A 15,096-nucleotide genomic window follows, 5' to 3' on the forward strand; every position below is an offset into this window, starting at 1 on the left:
GCAAGCCGGCTCCTACAGTTCAGCGGTTGCAGGATCAGCCGGATTACAACACCAGATGCGGCAACCACAGCGACAGCGCAGGAATGTAGGTCACGCCCAACAGCACCAGGAACAGCACGGCGTAGAACGGCAGCAGGGCCTTGACGGTTGATTCGATGCTGACCTTGCCCACCGCCGACCCGACAAAGAGTACCGCGCCTACCGGCGGTGTGATCAAGCCGATCCCCAGGTTCACCAGCATGATCATGCCGAACTGCACCGGGTCCACGCCAATGCCGAGAATCACTGGCATCAGGATCGGCGTAAGGATCAGGATCAAGGGTGCCATGTCCATCACGGTGCCGAGCAAGAGCAGCATGACGTTGATGCACATCAGGATCACGTAACGGTTGTCCGACAGGGTCAGGAACATCGTGGTGATCTTCGCCGGGATCTGCATCAGCGTCATGATGTAGCCGAAGCTGGCGGCGAAGCCGATCAGGATCATCACGATCGAAATCGTGCGCACCGTGCGGTGCATCAGTTTCGGCAGCTCGCTCCACTTGTAGTCGCGGTAGATGAACATGGTCACGAAGAACGACCACAGTACCGCGATGGCCGCCGACTCGGTCGCCGTGAATATGCCCGACAGAATGCCACCGAGGATGATCACCATGGCCATCAGGCCCCAAAGTGCTTCGCCGCAGATTTTCAAGGCTTCGCGCATCGGGATGACTTCGCCCTTGGGGTAGTCACGCTTCTTGGCGAAGATCAGGCACAGCACCATCAGGCACGCGCTCATCAACAGGCCCGGCACCACGCCGGCCATGAACAGCGAGGCGATCGACACCGTTCCACCTGCCGCCAGCGAGTAGAGCACCGAGTTGTGGCTTGGCGGCGTCAACAGGGCTTGCACCGAGCCGCTGACGGTCACGGCGGTGGCGAACTCACGGGGATAGCCGCGGCGTTCCATTTCCGGGATCAGCACCGAACCGACCGAGGCGGTATCCGCCACCGACGAACCGGAAATAGCGCCAAAGAAGGTCGAGGCCATGATGTTGACCAGTGACAGTCCACCGCGCACGAACCCGACCAGCACACCGGCAAATGCCACAAGGCGCCGAGACATGCCGCCCTCGGCCATGATCGCACCGGCGAGGACGAAGAACGGAATCGCCAGCAGGGAAAATTTGTTGACGCCACCGGCCACCTGAATCATCAGCGCCTGGAACGGAATGTCGATCCAGAACGCGCCGATCAGCGCAGAGAGCCCGAGCGCGTAGGCGACCGGCATGCCGATCAGGATCAATGCTATGAAGCTACCCAACAGAATCACAGCGTCCATTCAGGCAGCCCCTTCGTTTTCTTCAACGATGTCGAAACGCACGACGCGACGATTGCTCTGGTCGCCGAGCAAGAGTTTTTCCAGGACAAAGATCAGCGTCAGCAGGCCGCCAATCGGAATCGGCATGTAGGTAATGCCTACGCGCAGGGTGGGCAGGGCGCTCATGAACTGGTTCCAGGTCGACAGGCACAGCTTGCTGCCCCAGATGGTCATGAACAACGCGATGGTTGCCATCAACAGTTGCGAGACCACGCCTACAGCCTTGCGCAGTTCGGGGGGCATGCGGTCGGTAAGCATGGCCACGGCCATGTGTGCGCCAGCGCGGTAGCTGGCGGCGGCGCCGATGAAGGTGAAGACCATCATCAGCAGAATCGCCGTGGGCTCAGGCCAGCTTGAGCCAGTGCCGAGGACGTAGCGGGCGAAGACGCCCCAGGGAATGATCAGGGCAATGGCCAGGACCGACAGGCCCGCGACCCAGATGCAGGTCATGTAGATCCTGTCGTTGATGCGCAGCAATAGATTCTTCATCGGGTTTCACCGTAACCGGGCGCGCACGAGCGTCTACCAACGAACGTCGCGCCGGGCCTTTCAAGAGAGCGGGAGAGTTACTGGACGGCTTCTATGCGCTTGATCAGGTCGGCGTAGGGTGCGCCGTATTTCTCGCGGATCGAGGCAGTCGCTTCATAGAAAGGTTTCTTGTCGACGGTGATGAACTCGACGCCGGCAGCCTTGAGTTTTTCTTCGCTGCTGGCCGATTTGGCATCCCACAGGGTGCGCTCCTGCGCCTGCGCCGCCTTGGCGGTCTTCTTCACCAGCACCTGCTGCTCGGGGGTGAGTTTGTTCCAGGTGATTTTCGACATCACGATCGGCTCGGGCAGGATCAGGTGCCCGGTCAGGCTGTAGAACTTGGCGTTCTGGTAGTGATTGTGTTCGAGCAGGGTCGGCGGGTTGTTCTCCGCACCGTCGATCACACCGGTCTGCAGGGCACTGAAGATTTCACCGGTGTCCATGGCAATGCCGTTGCCGCCCATGGCGTTGATGGTTTCGATGAACATCGGGTTGCCTTGCACGCGAATCTTCATGCCCTTGAGATCCTCCAGGCTGCGCACCGGTTTTTTGGTGTAGATGTTGCGCGTGCCGCCATCCATCCAGGCGAGGGCGACGAGGTTGAATTCGGAGTTGGTGATCTTGTCGAGGATCTCGTCGCCGACTTCACCGTCGATGACCTTGCGCATGTGCGCCTGGTCGCGGAACACGAACGGCATGTTGAATACGTTCACGTCCGGCACCACCGGGCCGACGATGCCGAGGCTGACCCGAGCCATCTGGATCGCGCCAACCTGGGCCTGCTCGACCACTTCTTTTTCCGAGCCGAGCACACCGCCGGCGAACATCTTGAAGGTCAGCTTGCCGTCGCTGTCGGCCACCAGTGTCTTGCCCAATTGCTCTTCAGCGACCACGGTGGGGTAGCCCGCGGGGTGGATGTCGGCAAACTTGATTTCCAGCGCATGGGCGGCGCTGCTGAGGGTGAAGGCCAGAGGGAGTGCTGCGGCGAGCAAGGTGCGTTTGAAGTCCATCGGGGGTGTCTCCAGTCTTGTTGTTTTTGTTATTCAGGGCACAGCGGTGTAGCGCCAACAATTGCATTCATTGCTTGAAGTGCGGCTCGGGCAATCCCTTGACGCCGGGGTCCAGGGCGAACACGCCACCGGCCAGCGAATGCTCGTCGTGGTCGTCTCCCGGGCGAATCGAGGTCACGAACAAGGTGTCCAGGCGACTGCCACCGAAGGCGCACATGCTCGGTTTTTTCACCGGTACGGCAAGGGAGCGGTCCAGTCGACCGTCGGGGGTGAAGCGGTGGACCAACCCGGCATCGTTGCCGCAGATCCAGTAACAACCCTCGGCATCGACCGCCGCGCCATCAGGGCGGCCGGCATATTGATTCATGTCGATGAACACGCGGCGGTTGGAAGGGGTGCCGCTGTCGATGTCGTAATCGAATGCCCAGACCTGCTGCACCAGCGGATGGGAGTCGGACAGGTACATCGTCCGGCCGTCCGGGCTGAAGGCCAGGCCGTTGGGCACGATCAGGCCGTTCAGTTGTGCCTGGAGCGGGCCTTGTTGCCCGGCGCCATAGCGATAGAGCGTGCCCACGGCGGTATTGGCGCCCATGTCCAGTACCATGCTCCCGGCCCAGAAGCGGCCCTGGCGGTCGCAGCGACCATCGTTGAGGCGCATGTCCGGCCGGAGGTGATCGACGTGGGCCAGGGGGGCGCTGTCGAGGCTGCCGTCGGCATGTGCATGCAGATGGTAGAACCCGCTCTCCATGCCGGCGACCCAGCCGCCATCGGAGTGACGGGCGATGCAGGCGAGCATTTGCGGGGCTTTCCAGGCGTGCACATGACCGGTTTGCGCGCTCCAGCATTGCAGGCCCCCGGCGGGAATATCGACCCAGTACAGGGCGTTTTCCTCGGGGACCCAGACCGGGCTTTCACCCACCGTATTGCGCGCATCGACAATCAGTTCGGCTTGCATGGCAACTCATTCCCTTGGCTGTTGGTGGTTGGGCTCATGGCTGGGGCGATCAGTCGCCGAACGGGCCGGCAACGCAAAAGGCACCGCCCTGGTAGATCCGCACCGGGTCATCGGCGGCCGGCAGCGGCTGGGCTTCGACCTTTTCACGGAACACTTCGGAGTTGTCCTGCGGGGCATAACCCAGGACCGTGGCGTAACGGTTGTCCCACCAGACGTCCTTGTTGTCGGAGGCGCCGTAGACCACCGTGTGTCCAACGTTGGGGGTGTAGAGCGCGCGTTCGAGCAATTGGGTGAGGTCACCGAAGCTCAGCCAGGTGCTCATCATCCTGCGGTTCTGCGGCTCGGGGAACGAAGAGCCGATGCGCACGCTGACGGTCTCGATGCCGTAGCGATCGAAGTAGAACGTGGCCATGTCTTCGCCATAGGACTTGGACAAGCCGTAGTAGCTGTCCGGGCGGCGAGGGGAATGGGCGTCGATGACTTCATCCTGCTTGTAGAAGCCGATGACGTGGTTGGAACTGGCGAAGATCACACGCTTGACGCCGTGACGGCGTGCCGCCTCATAGATGTGGAATACGCCGCAGATGTTGGCGCCGAGGATTTCTTCGAACGAGCGCTCAACCGACACCCCGCCAAAATGCAGGATCGCATCCACGCCTTCGACCAACTGATGCACCGCGTGCTTGTCGGCGAGGTCGCACGGCACGACTTCTTCGCGATCATCGATGGCGGGGGCGATGTCGGCGATGTCGGACAGGCGAATGACGTTGGCGTACGGGCGCAGGCTCTCGCGCAGGACTTTGCCCAGGCCACCGGCAGCACCGGTCAGCAACAGGCGATTGAAGGGCGTTTGGGCGGTTGCAGTGGTCGTCATGGGAATTCCTGGACAAGCAGTTATTGTTATTGGGTCGTTGTAGGTTGTCGTACGACTATGCTGAAGTATCGGTAGGATTTCCGGTTTTTGTCAACGCGACATTGGTGGAAATTGACGGAGGGTCAACCCGATCAATGCTCTGGTAAATCTCGATCCCTGTAGGAGTTGGCTTGCCAGCGATGGCGATCTGGCGGACGCCATCGCTGGCAAGCCAGCTCCTACAGGGGCATTTGTTGATCCTCTGCTCTTACAACAACGAAATCGGGTAGCTGATGAAAATCCGGTTTTCGTCGAACTCGTTGGTGCTGAAATCCTTGCGGATGCTCGCATTGCGCCATTTGACGTTGAGGTTTTTCAACGCGCCGCTCTGCACCGTGTAGGCCAGTTCCGATTCGCGGCCCCATTCCTTGCCGTCGGTGATGGTGCCGGTGTGCACGTTGTCACCGCTGATGTAGCGGTTCATCAGCGTCAGGCCGGGAATGCCCAGGGCCACGAAGTTGTAGTCGTGACGCACCTGCCAGGACTTCTCCCTGGCGTTGTCGTAGCTGGAGTTGTAGCTGTCGTTGGCCAGGGTCCCGCCGCTGGTGCCGTTGACCCGCATCCACACGTCGTCGCCGCTGAGTTTTTGCAGGCCGACATAAAAGGTGTTGCCACCGTATTTGGCCGAGAGCAGGGCGAAGGCGGTCTTGTTGTCGAGGTCACCGGCCAGGGCGCTGCCGTCTTCCTTGCCGATGAAGTAGCCGAGGTTGGCGCCCAGGGTCCAGTCGCCGATTGGCTGACTGTGACTGAGGTTGAAGTACTGCTGCTGGTAGATGTCGCTGAGTTCGGCGTACCAGACGCCGACCTGGGTGCGTTTTTCGTTGAAGGCGTATTCGCCGCCGCCGAAGTTGAAACGGTCCGAGCTAAAGGCCGCCGACTTGCCGTTCATGAACATGTCTTCCATGCTCGCATCGTTGCGCGGGCTGTTCTGGCGGAACTGCCCGCCGTAGAGCGTCAGGCCGCTGATCTCGGTGGACGTCACCTGGCCACCGCGGAAGGTTTGCGGCAGCGAGCGGCCGTCGTCGGAACGCAGGATCGGCAACACCGGCATCCATTCGCCGACCTTCAGTTCGGTTCTCGAGATCTTGCCTTTGAGTGCCACGCCCAGGCGCCCGAAGTTGTCGGCCGGGCGGCCGTCACCATGGACCGGCAGCAACTGCGTTCCCGTGGTGCCCTTGCCGCCGTCGAGCTTTTGCGAGTACAGCCCCAGCACATCCACACCGAAGCCCACCGGGCCCTGGGTATAGCCGGATTTGGCGTCGAGGATGAAGTTCTGTGTCCACTCCTCAGCCTTGCCCTGAGGGTAGGCCGGGTTGGTGTAGTTGCGATTGAAGTAGGCGTTGCGCAGGTTCAGCGTGGCTTTGGCGTCATCGGTGAAGCCTTCGGCCTGGCTGGTGAGGGGCAGGCTCAGGGCCAGGCTGGCGCAACCGTACAGGCTCAGTGTCTGCAAGCGGGTGATGGTTGGGCGTGGAGTACGGACGGACGAATCGAGGACGAGCTTGCTCACTTTGACGCTCCCTTGCTGCGTTTTTGTTTTTATTTTTGTCATACGTCGTCGTACAACATTGGCACAGATATTTGCGGGATTTTTGGGGGTTGTCAATCGGAAGTTATACGATGACTTGAGGTAATTCGTTCCCCCGGGGTTAAGGGGTTATATGGGTAGAGACCGCAGGCATGGTTTGAAGGTATGAAATGCGGTCAAGAGGTGCCCTGACCATGCGCCGGAATCGACGGTCCCCTGTCGCCGCGCCGTAGAGCGGTGCTAGTCTTGTTTAATGTTGTTGTCAGGGAGCCCTCATGGGCAATCACAAGATCGAGATTCGTCGCAGTAACGTCGAGAAAATTCTGCTGGGGGCCGAGAAGGTCTTCGCCGAAAAAGGCTTTGGTAGCACCGCCATGGCCGACATCGCCGCCGAGGTGCAACTGCCGCGCTCCAACCTGCATTACTACTTCAGCACCAAGACCGAACTGTACAGCGCCGTGCTGTTGGACCTGCTGGAAGTGTGGAAGCAGGACGCGCTGTGCTTCGAGATGTTCGACGACCCCCGCGTGGTGCTCAGCAGCTACATCCGCGCCAAGATGAACCACTCGCGCAGCCGGCCCTACGGTTCAAAGGTCTGGGCCAACGAAATCATCCACGGCGCGCCGACCCTGGGCGCGAAGCTGGACGCGAGCCTGTATGACTGGGCCAAGATGAAAGAAGCGAAGATCCGCCAGTGGGTGGACGACGGGCGCATCCTGCCGGTGGAGCCTTCAAGCCTGTTGTACATGATCTGGGCTTCGACACAGCACTATGCCGACTTTGATCATCAGGTGAATATTTTGAATGATCATCAACCGTTGTCCGATATGCAGTTCGAGCGGGCGGTGCAGACGGTGACGAGTGTGATTTTGCGGGGGATCGGGTTGGAGCCCTGAGGCCTTCGGTGTTGCTGATGGCCTCATCGCGGGCAAGTCGGATCGCCGCACCGCCGCTCCCACAGGTTTTGGGAACGCCAGAAAAACCTGTGGGAGCGGCGGTGCGGCGATCCGACTTGCCCGCGAAGGAGTGAGTTCAGACGCCGCTGAACTCAAACCGCGACGTGATACGGATTCCTCGGATCATGATTCCAGTCGAGAAATGGCTTGCCGTTCTCCATCGGCACCATCTCGATACAGTCCTGCACCGGGCAGGTGATCTGGCACAGGTTGCAGCCCACGCACTCATCATCGATCACTTCATACTTGTGGGTACCGTCCGCCTGCTTGACGCTGGCGACCGCCTGGTGCGAGGTGTCTTCGCAGGCAATATGGCAGCGCCCACACCCAATACACGCCTCCTGATCGATCTTCGCGATCACCTGATAGTTGATATCCAGGTACTTCCAGTCGGTGGTATTGCCCACCGCACGCCCGGAAAACTCGGCGATGTTGGCGTAACCTTGACTGTCCATCCAGCGGGACAGGCCGTCCTTCATCTCCTCGACAATCCGGAAGCCATGCAGCATTGCCGCCGTGCACACTTGCACCGAGCCGCTGCCCAGCGCAATGAATTCGGCGGCATCGCGCCAGTTGCCAATGCCGCCAATGCCGCTGATCGGCAGGCCCTGGGTCTGCGGGTCGCGGGCGATTTCGGCGACCATGTTCAAGGCGATCGGCTTGACTGCCGAGCCACAATAGCCGCCATGGGTACTTTGGCTGCCGACAATGGGATTGGCGACCATGCGCTCCAGGTTGACGCTGGTGATCGAGTTGATCGTATTGATCAACGACACCGCATCCGCACCGCCACGATGCGCCGCGCGGGCAGCGACACGGATGTCGGTGATGTTCGGCGTGAGCTTGACGATCACCGGCAATGAGCAATAGGTCTTGCACCAGCGGGTGACCTGCTCGACGTATTCCGGGACTTGGCCAACCGCTGCGCCCATGCCGCGCTCAGGCATACCGTGAGGGCAACCGAAGTTCAGCTCGATGCCGTCGGCACCCGTGGCTTCCACCAGCGGCAGGATGTGTTTCCACGATTCTTCGACGCAAGGCACCATCAGCGACACGATAAGCGCGCGGTCCGGCCAGTCCTTCTTGACCTGGGTGATTTCCCGCAGGTTGATCTCCAGCGAGCGATCGGTGATCAGTTCGATATTGTTAAAACCCAGTACCTCCCGATTAGCCCCGAAGTGCGCCGAATAGCGCGAAGAAACGTTGACCGCCGCCGGGTCTTCCCCCAGGGTTTTCCAGACCACGCCACCCCAGCCAGCCTCGAAGGCGCGGACCACGTTGTAGGCCTTGTCGGTCGGCGGTGCAGAGGCCAGCCAGAACGGGTTGGGGGACTTGATGCCAGCAAAGACAATCGACAGATCGGCCATTTATGCAGCCTCCACATTGAGCATCAGTTGAGCGTTGATCGCCTCGGCGGCGCGCTTGCCGTGCTGTACTGCCTGAACGGTGAGATCCTGGTCGAGGCTGGTGCAGTCGCCGCCGGCATACACGCCAGGAATGCTGGTGCGCAGATGCTCGTCCACCTGGATGCGATCACCGTCGCGCTTGAGTTCCCGGGCCAGCGGATCGCTGAGTGCGCTGCTGTCGAAGGCCTGGCCGATGGCCTTGAATATCGCGTCGGCAGCCAGCTCAAAAGTTTCGCCAGTGGTTTGCAGGCGGCCTTCAACCAGGTGGGTGCGAGCGAATCGCATGCCGCGCACCTGGCCCTGGTCATTGAGCAAGACTTCCTCCGGTTGGGCCCAGGTCAACAGGCGTACCTGATTGGCCTTGGCAATCTCCTGTTCATGGTGGGTGGCCCCCATGTCCTCGACACCACGGCGATACACCAGGTTGACGTCGTGGGCGCCGAGCCGGGCCATCTGCACCGCCATGTCGATGGCGGTGTTGCCGGCGCCGAGCACGATGCAGTGGTCAGCCAGCGGCAGCTGGGTCAAGTCGTCGGCCTGGCGCAGCTCGCGGATATAGTCGGTGGCGGCTACCAGGCCGGGCGCGTCTTCATGCTGTAGGCCAAGCTGTTTGCTGGCCGCCAGGCCGAGGCCGAGGAACACCGCGTCGAATTGTTGATGCAGGTCGCTGAGGCTGAGGTTTTCCCCGAGCCTGTGCCCATGGCGGATTTCGATGCCACCGATTTCCAACAGGAAGTCCAGCTCCTTTTGTGCGTAATCGTCCACCAGTTTGTATTTCGCGATCCCGTATTCGTTCAGGCCACCGGCCTTTTCCCTGGCCTCGAAAATCACCACGTCATGGCCGTGCATCGCACTGCGGTGGGCGCAGGACAACCCGGCGGGGCCGGCCCCGACCACGGCGATGCGCTTGCCGGTGGCGGCCGCGCGGGAGAATGGATGCTGGCTGAAATGCGCGTTGTCCACGGCATAACGTTGCAACAGGCCGATCAAGACCGGCGCGCACTCATGGGCGTTGTTGCGCACGCAGGCTTGCTGACAAAGAATTTCTGTCGGACAGACCCGGGCGCAACTGCCACCGAGGATGTTGGCGGAGAGGATTTTCTGCGCCGCGCCCTGCACGTTGTCCTGGTGGATGTTACGGATGAACGAGGGAATATCGATTTCACTCGGGCAGGCATTCACGCAGGGTGCGTCGTAGCAATACAGGCAGCGCGAGGCCTCCAGATGGGCCTGGCGATCATTGAGTGGCGGCGCCAGGTCGGTGAAATGGCCGGCGAGGGCGGCCGCATTCTCAACGGGATGCGGGAGGTGGGTCAGGGTCTTGATCACGGTATTTGGCCTCACGGTAATTGAGGTGCTGCCTCTGTTGGGCATTACTCAGTGCTACGCCATCCCCTGTAGGAGCTGCCGCAGGCTGCGATCTTTTGATCTTGATCTTGGAAGCAAAATCAAAAGATCGCAGCCTGCGGCAGCTCCTACAGGGTTCGCATTCCAGATGTGGGAGCGATTGAAGGCCTTGATTTCAGCGTTTGACCGCCACCGGCTGGTTCAACTCGGCCCGTTTGCTCAGCAAATCGAACACCGCCGGATAAGCCGGCCGCTCGATGTAGCGCCCGGCACCGCGCTCAGCCCGTAGATCGCCATCGGCCCAGACCACGCGCCCCTGGCTGATGGTGTGGCTCGGTACACCGCGCACGGTCTTGCCTTCGAAAATATTGAAGTCGACCTGCTGGTGATGGGTCTTGGCGGAAATTGTCCGCGTACCTTGCGGATCCCACAGCACCAGGTCGGCATCGGCACCGACGCGGATCGCGCCTTTGCGTGGGTAGAGGTTGAAGATTTTCGCGGTGTTGGTGGAGGTCAGCGCCACAAATTGCTGCATCGAAAAACGCCCGGTGTTCACGCCTTCATCCCACAACACCGCCATGCGGTCTTCGATGCCGGCGGTGCCGTTGGGGATCTTGCTGAAGTCGTCCTTGCCGGCGGCTTTTTGCTCCGCGCAGAAGCAGCAGTGATCGGTGGCGGTGGTGTGCAGGTTACCTGCCTGCAAACCGTGCCAAAGGGCCTCTTGATGACCCCGCGGGCGGAACGGCGGGCTCATCACGTAGCCGGCGGCGGTTTGCCAGTCCGGGTGCCGGTAGACGCTGTCGTCCAGCAGCAGATGCCCGGCCAGCACTTCGCCGTAGACCGGTTGGCCCTTGGCGCGGGCGTAGGTGATTTCGTCCAGCGCCTCTTTGGTCGATACATGCACCAGGTACAACGGCGTGCCGAGGGTTTCGGCAATGCGGATGGCACGGCTCGCGGCTTCGCCTTCCACCTGCGAGGGACGCGACAGTGGATGCGCCTCCGGCCCGGTCATGCCCTGGGCCATGAGTTTGCGTTGCAGGTGATACACCAGCTCACCGTTTTCCGCATGCACGGTCGGCACCGCGCCCAGTTCCAGGCAGCGCTCAAAACTCGCTACCAGGGTGTCGTCTGCCGCCATGATCGCGTTCTTATAGGCCATGAAATGCTTGAAACTGTTGATCCCGTGATGAATCACCAGCTCGGCCATTTCTTCGCGGACCTGTTCGCTCCACCAGGTGATGGCGACGTGGAAGCCGTAGTCGGACGCCGACTTCTCGGCCCAGCCACGCCACTGGTGGAAGGCCTCCATCAATGACTGCTGCGGATTGGGGATCACGAAGTCGATGATCGACGTGGTGCCACCGGCCAGACCCGCCGCCGTGCCACTGAAAAAGTCTTCGCTGGCCACGGTGCCCATGAAGGGCAGTTGCATGTGGGTGTGGGGGTCGATGCCGCCGGGCATCAGGTACTGACCACTGCCGTCGAGTATCTCGGCACCTGCTGGAACGTCGAGGTCTTCGCCGATGGCCTTGATTACGCCGTCTGCGCAATACACATCGGCGCGATAACTTTCATCATGGGTAATAACGGTAGCGCCACGGATCAACAGAGACATTCCGGGTTCCTCGCAGGCATGACCGACTGATGCCGGTTCTAGATGTTTTGTATGACGCCAGCGTTAACCGGACTATTCCTGTCAGCGCTGTCAGGATTAAAAGCTAGTCTGAGTTATGGGAATGAGCAAGAATATTTTTTATAAGCTTATTACTGTTTTAACTAACTGATAAATAACGATAAAACGCTGTTTTCACCAAAATGGTGAGGCCGCTCACCATTTTGACGCACTTGACAGGATCTAAATATGGTCAAGATTTCTTATGTGAAATCAGCCGTTTGAGGATGGTCTATGGTTGATGCGCGACCGTGAGAAAAATATCGATGCACCAGATTGAGTCCTGACTGTTCGGACAACTTGGCGCAGATCGTTTCCAGTGGCGTGACAAGTCACCGAGGGTTACCTGGTTGATCCAGTAAAACTGATAAACATCAGTTGTTTACAGAGTGTTTATGGAACTGCCCGATGCGCAAGCGGGGCAACCGGCACGTTTATTGAAGCCGCCAGCCCCTGATGAGCAAAAATAATTCAAAGATCAGTGGAGCGGCCATGCAACAGATCAGATCGCAAGTGAACGAGCGCGACGGCTTGTTCGAGCTGGAAGCCGGTAGCGATGTCCTCGACAGTCCCCGTTACAACCACGACATAGCACCGACCAAGGTGCACGAACGAACCTGGAACAAATGGCACATCACGGCATTGTGGGTGGGCATGGCGATATGCGTGCCCACCTATACCCTGGGCGGAGTGCTGACGGCGTACTTCGGCCTGAGCGTCGGTGAAGCGCTGCTGGCGATTCTGTTCGCCAACATCATCGTATTGATCCCGCTGACGCTCAACGCGTTTCCCGGCACCAAATACGGCATCCCGTTTCCGGTGTTGCTGCGTTCGTCCTTCGGCATCTTCGGCTCCAACATCCCGTGTCTGATCCGCGCCTTGGTGGCGTGTGGCTGGTTCGGCATCCAGACGATGTTCGGTGGCCTGGCAATTCACCTGTTCCTGGGTTCGGTGTTCGAGGGCTGGAAATCCCTGGGCGGCACCGGCGAGGTCATCGGCTTCATGGTGTTCTGGGCGCTGAACCTGTGGGTGGTGATTCGCGGTGCCGAGTCGATCAAATGGCTGGAAACCCTCTCGGCACCACTGTTGGTACTGGTGGGGGTGGGGTTGTTGGTGTGGGCCATGCCCAATGTATCGATGTCCGAGCTGCTGGCGATCCCGGCCAAGCGTCCCGAAGGCGCGGGGGTGGCCAGTTACTTTGCGGCGGGGTTGACCGCGATGGTCGGGTTCTGGGCCACGCTGTCGCTGAACATACCTGACTTCAGCCGCTATGCGAAAAGCCAGAAAGACCAGATTGTCGGGCAGATCATTGGCCTGCCACTGACCATGTTCCTGTTTGCCTCTCTGGGCGTGGTGATGACCGCCGCCTCGGTGAAGCTGGTGGGTGTGACGGTGTCCGACCCGGTGACCCTGATCGGCCATATCCAGAGCCCGGTGTGGGTGGCGCTGGCCATGGCGCTGATCATCATCGCGACGCTGTCGACCAACACCGCAGCCAACATCGTGTCGCCCACCAACGATTTCCAGAACATCGCCCCCAAGGCGATCAACCGGACCAAGGCGGTGATGCTCACCGGGCTGGTCGGGCTGGCGCTGATGGCCCATGAACTGCTGAAAAAGCTCGGCCTGATCGTTTCCGACCTGAGCCTGGAGACGGTCTATTCCAACTGGCTGCTCGGCTACTCCAGCTTGCTGGGGCCGATTGCCGGGATCATGGTGGTGGACTATTTCCTGATCAAGAAACAGCAGCTGGATTTGGCCGGGCTGTACCGCGACGACGTGTATCCGGCGTGGAACTGGAACGGTTTCATCGCCTTCGGGGTGCCGGTGGTGTTGACGCTGCTGTCGCTCGGCAGTGATGCCTTCAGCTGGTTCTACAGCTATGGCTGGTTTACCGGCTCGGCCCTGGGTGGGTTGATTTATTACGGGCTATGCGCGATGCGCCCGAGCCCCGTGGTTGCCAAGTCAACCCTGTAATGATAGTTCCCGCGCTCTGCGTGGGAATGCAGCCCGGGACGCTCTGCGTCCCAAGCCTGGACGCAGAGCGTCCATGGATGAATTCCCACGCGGAGCGTGGGAACTATCAGATCCAAACAGCCTCAGGAGATCCCCATGAACGCAGCCGTAGACGTTCTGCAATCGACCCATCAGCACATCAACCGCGACCGTCTGTGGCAGTCGCTCATGGAACTGGCCAAGCTCGGCGCCACGGTCAAGGGCGGTGTCTGTCGCCTGGCCTTGACCGACCTCGACCGCCAGGCCCGCGATACGTTCGTGAAGTGGTGTGAGGAAGCCGGTTGCACCGTCAGTATCGACGCCGTCGGCAATATTTTCGCCCGTCGCCCGGGGCGCAACCCGGACCTGCCACCGGTGATGACCGGTAGTCACATCGACACCCAGCCCACGGGGGGCAAGTTCGATGGCTGTTTCGGCGTGCTCGCCGGCGTGGAAGTGCTGCGTACCCTCAATGACCTGGGCATCGAGACCGAAGCGCCGCTGGAAGTGGTGGTGTGGACCAACGAAGAAGGCTCGCGCTTCGCGCCGTGCATGATGGGCTCCGGCGTATTCGCCGAGAAGTTCACCCTGGAAGAAACCCTGGCCAAGGTCGATGCCGAGGGCGTGACGGTAGGCGAAGCGCTTAATGCCATTGGCTACGCTGGAACCCGCAAGGTCAGCGGCCACGCGGTGGGCGCCTATTTCGAGGCGCACATCGAACAAGGTCCGATTCTTGAAGACGAACGCAAAACCATCGGCGTGGTCATGGGCGCCCTCGGACAGAAATGGTTCGACCTGAAACTGCGTGGCGTCGAGGCCCACGCCGGCCCAACGCCGATGCACCTGCGCAAGGACGCCCTGGTCGGCGCGGCAGTGATCGTCGGTGCGGTCAACCGCGCGGCCCTCGGTCATCAGCCCCATGCCTGTGGCACTGTCGGTTGCCTGCAAGCCTACCCCGGCTCGCGCAACGTCATTCCGGGCGAGGTGCGCATGACCCTGGACTTCCGTCACCTGGAGCCGTCGCGACTGGACTCGATGATCGCTGAAGTGCGCGAAGTCATCGAGACCACCTGCGAAGAACATGGCCTGACCTATGAACTGACACCCACCGCCGACTTCCCGCCGCTGTACTTCGACAAGGGCTGCGTCGAAGCGGTACGTAACGCGGCGCAAGGGCTGGGCCTGTCGCACATGGACATCGTCAGCGGCGCCGGACACGACGCGATCTTCCTTGCCGAGCTGGGTCCGGCCGGGATGATCTTCGTGCCGTGCGAAGGCGGCATCAGCCACAACGAAATCGAAAATGCCGCCCCGGATGACCTGGCGGCCGGGTGTGCGGTGCTGTTGCGGGCGATGCTGGCGGCTTCGGCGGCGGTGGCAAAGGCAGCTCCGGCTGCCTGAAATGCAATAGATCGCAGCCTGCGGC

Annotated in this window: 12 protein-coding genes; 3 read left to right on the forward strand and 9 right to left on the reverse strand. The window is 60.7% G+C overall.

Annotated features, from left to right (window positions below):
- Positions 1–43: 43 nt before the first annotated feature.
- The 6 genes from PG5_RS22355 to PG5_RS22380 all read right to left on the reverse strand — a co-directional run bounded on the left by PG5_RS22355 (position 44) and on the right by PG5_RS22380 (position 6,276).
- Positions 44–1,324, reverse strand: coding sequence for a TRAP transporter large permease (locus PG5_RS22355; protein WP_020799403.1), 1,281 nt, complete (start codon positions 1,322–1,324; stop codon positions 44–46).
- Complete coding sequence (locus PG5_RS22360; RefSeq protein ID WP_020799404.1) at positions 1,325–1,852, reverse strand: TRAP transporter small permease; 528 nt, start codon at positions 1,850–1,852, stop codon at positions 1,325–1,327. It lies immediately after the preceding gene.
- A 77-nt stretch (positions 1,853–1,929) separates the two neighbouring features.
- Positions 1,930–2,901: a TRAP transporter substrate-binding protein gene (locus tag PG5_RS22365; protein ID WP_020799405.1), complete on the reverse strand. Its 972-nt coding sequence runs from the start codon at positions 2,899–2,901 to the stop codon at positions 1,930–1,932.
- Between the two features lie 67 nt (positions 2,902–2,968).
- Positions 2,969–3,856 carry an SMP-30/gluconolactonase/LRE family protein gene (locus tag PG5_RS22370; protein WP_020799406.1) on the reverse strand — a complete coding sequence of 296 codons (888 nt, stop codon included), beginning with the start codon at positions 3,854–3,856 and terminating at the stop codon, positions 2,969–2,971.
- Positions 3,857–3,905: 49 nt separating this feature from the next.
- Positions 3,906–4,730 (reverse strand): NAD(P)-dependent oxidoreductase, encoded by an 825-nt coding sequence (locus tag PG5_RS22375; protein ID WP_020799407.1) that lies wholly within the window; start codon positions 4,728–4,730, stop codon positions 3,906–3,908.
- Positions 4,731–4,977: 247 nt separating this feature from the next.
- Positions 4,978–6,276 carry an OprD family porin gene (locus tag PG5_RS22380; protein ID WP_020799408.1) on the reverse strand — a complete coding sequence of 433 codons (1,299 nt, stop codon included), beginning with the start codon at positions 6,274–6,276 and terminating at the stop codon, positions 4,978–4,980.
- A gap of 293 nt (positions 6,277–6,569) precedes the next feature.
- Here PG5_RS22380 and PG5_RS22385 point away from each other — a divergent pair, with 293 nt between their 5' ends.
- Positions 6,570–7,190 (forward strand): TetR/AcrR family transcriptional regulator, encoded by a 621-nt coding sequence (locus PG5_RS22385; protein WP_020799409.1) that lies wholly within the window; start codon positions 6,570–6,572, stop codon positions 7,188–7,190.
- Positions 7,191–7,342: 152 nt separating this feature from the next.
- On the opposite strand, the gene preA is transcribed toward PG5_RS22385, so the two are convergent.
- The 3 genes from preA to hydA form a co-directional block, all read right to left on the reverse strand.
- The gene (gene preA / locus PG5_RS22390; RefSeq protein WP_020799410.1) at positions 7,343–8,617 is read right to left on the reverse strand and encodes an NAD-dependent dihydropyrimidine dehydrogenase subunit PreA; all 1,275 of its coding nucleotides are present in this window, start codon (positions 8,615–8,617) and stop codon (positions 7,343–7,345) included.
- The gene (locus PG5_RS22395) at positions 8,618–9,985 is read right to left on the reverse strand and encodes an NAD(P)-dependent oxidoreductase (RefSeq protein ID WP_020799411.1); all 1,368 of its coding nucleotides are present in this window, start codon (positions 9,983–9,985) and stop codon (positions 8,618–8,620) included.
- Positions 9,986–10,178: 193 nt separating this feature from the next.
- A complete protein-coding gene (gene hydA, locus PG5_RS22400) occupies positions 10,179–11,618 on the reverse strand; it encodes a dihydropyrimidinase (RefSeq protein ID WP_020799412.1) in 1,440 nt (479 codons plus the stop codon).
- A 549-nt stretch (positions 11,619–12,167) separates the two neighbouring features.
- Between hydA and PG5_RS22405 the strand changes: the two genes are divergently transcribed.
- Both PG5_RS22405 and PG5_RS22410 read left to right on the forward strand, forming a co-directional pair.
- Positions 12,168–13,652, forward strand: a complete 1,485-nt coding sequence (locus tag PG5_RS22405) for an NCS1 family nucleobase:cation symporter-1 (protein WP_020799413.1) — start codon at positions 12,168–12,170, stop codon at positions 13,650–13,652.
- Positions 13,653–13,787: 135 nt separating this feature from the next.
- Positions 13,788–15,071, forward strand: coding sequence for a Zn-dependent hydrolase (locus PG5_RS22410; protein WP_020799414.1), 1,284 nt, complete (start codon positions 13,788–13,790; stop codon positions 15,069–15,071).
- Positions 15,072–15,096 lie beyond the last annotated feature (25 nt).

The organism is Pseudomonas sp. G5(2012) (assembly GCF_000408945.1).
Taxonomy (GTDB): Bacteria; Pseudomonadota; Gammaproteobacteria; order Pseudomonadales; family Pseudomonadaceae; genus Aquipseudomonas; species Aquipseudomonas umsongensis.

Coding starts and splice junctions, on each gene's coding strand:
- PG5_RS22355 (WP_020799403.1), bottom strand. CDS start 1,324: ATGGACGCTGTGATTCTGTTGGGTAGCTTCATAGCATTGATCCTGATC.
- PG5_RS22360 (WP_020799404.1), bottom strand. CDS start 1,852: ATGAAGAATCTATTGCTGCGCATCAACGACAGGATCTACATGACCTGC.
- PG5_RS22365 (WP_020799405.1), bottom strand. CDS start 2,901: ATGGACTTCAAACGCACCTTGCTCGCCGCAGCACTCCCTCTGGCCTTC.
- PG5_RS22370 (WP_020799406.1), bottom strand. CDS start 3,856: ATGCAAGCCGAACTGATTGTCGATGCGCGCAATACGGTGGGTGAAAGC.
- PG5_RS22375 (WP_020799407.1), bottom strand. CDS start 4,730: ATGACGACCACTGCAACCGCCCAAACGCCCTTCAATCGCCTGTTGCTG.
- PG5_RS22385 (WP_020799409.1), top strand. CDS start 6,570: ATGGGCAATCACAAGATCGAGATTCGTCGCAGTAACGTCGAGAAAATT.
- preA (WP_020799410.1), bottom strand. CDS start 8,617: ATGGCCGATCTGTCGATTGTCTTTGCTGGCATCAAGTCCCCCAACCCG.
- hydA (WP_020799412.1), bottom strand. CDS start 11,618: ATGTCTCTGTTGATCCGTGGCGCTACCGTTATTACCCATGATGAAAGT.
- PG5_RS22405 (WP_020799413.1), top strand. CDS start 12,168: ATGCAACAGATCAGATCGCAAGTGAACGAGCGCGACGGCTTGTTCGAG.
- PG5_RS22410 (WP_020799414.1), top strand. CDS start 13,788: ATGAACGCAGCCGTAGACGTTCTGCAATCGACCCATCAGCACATCAAC.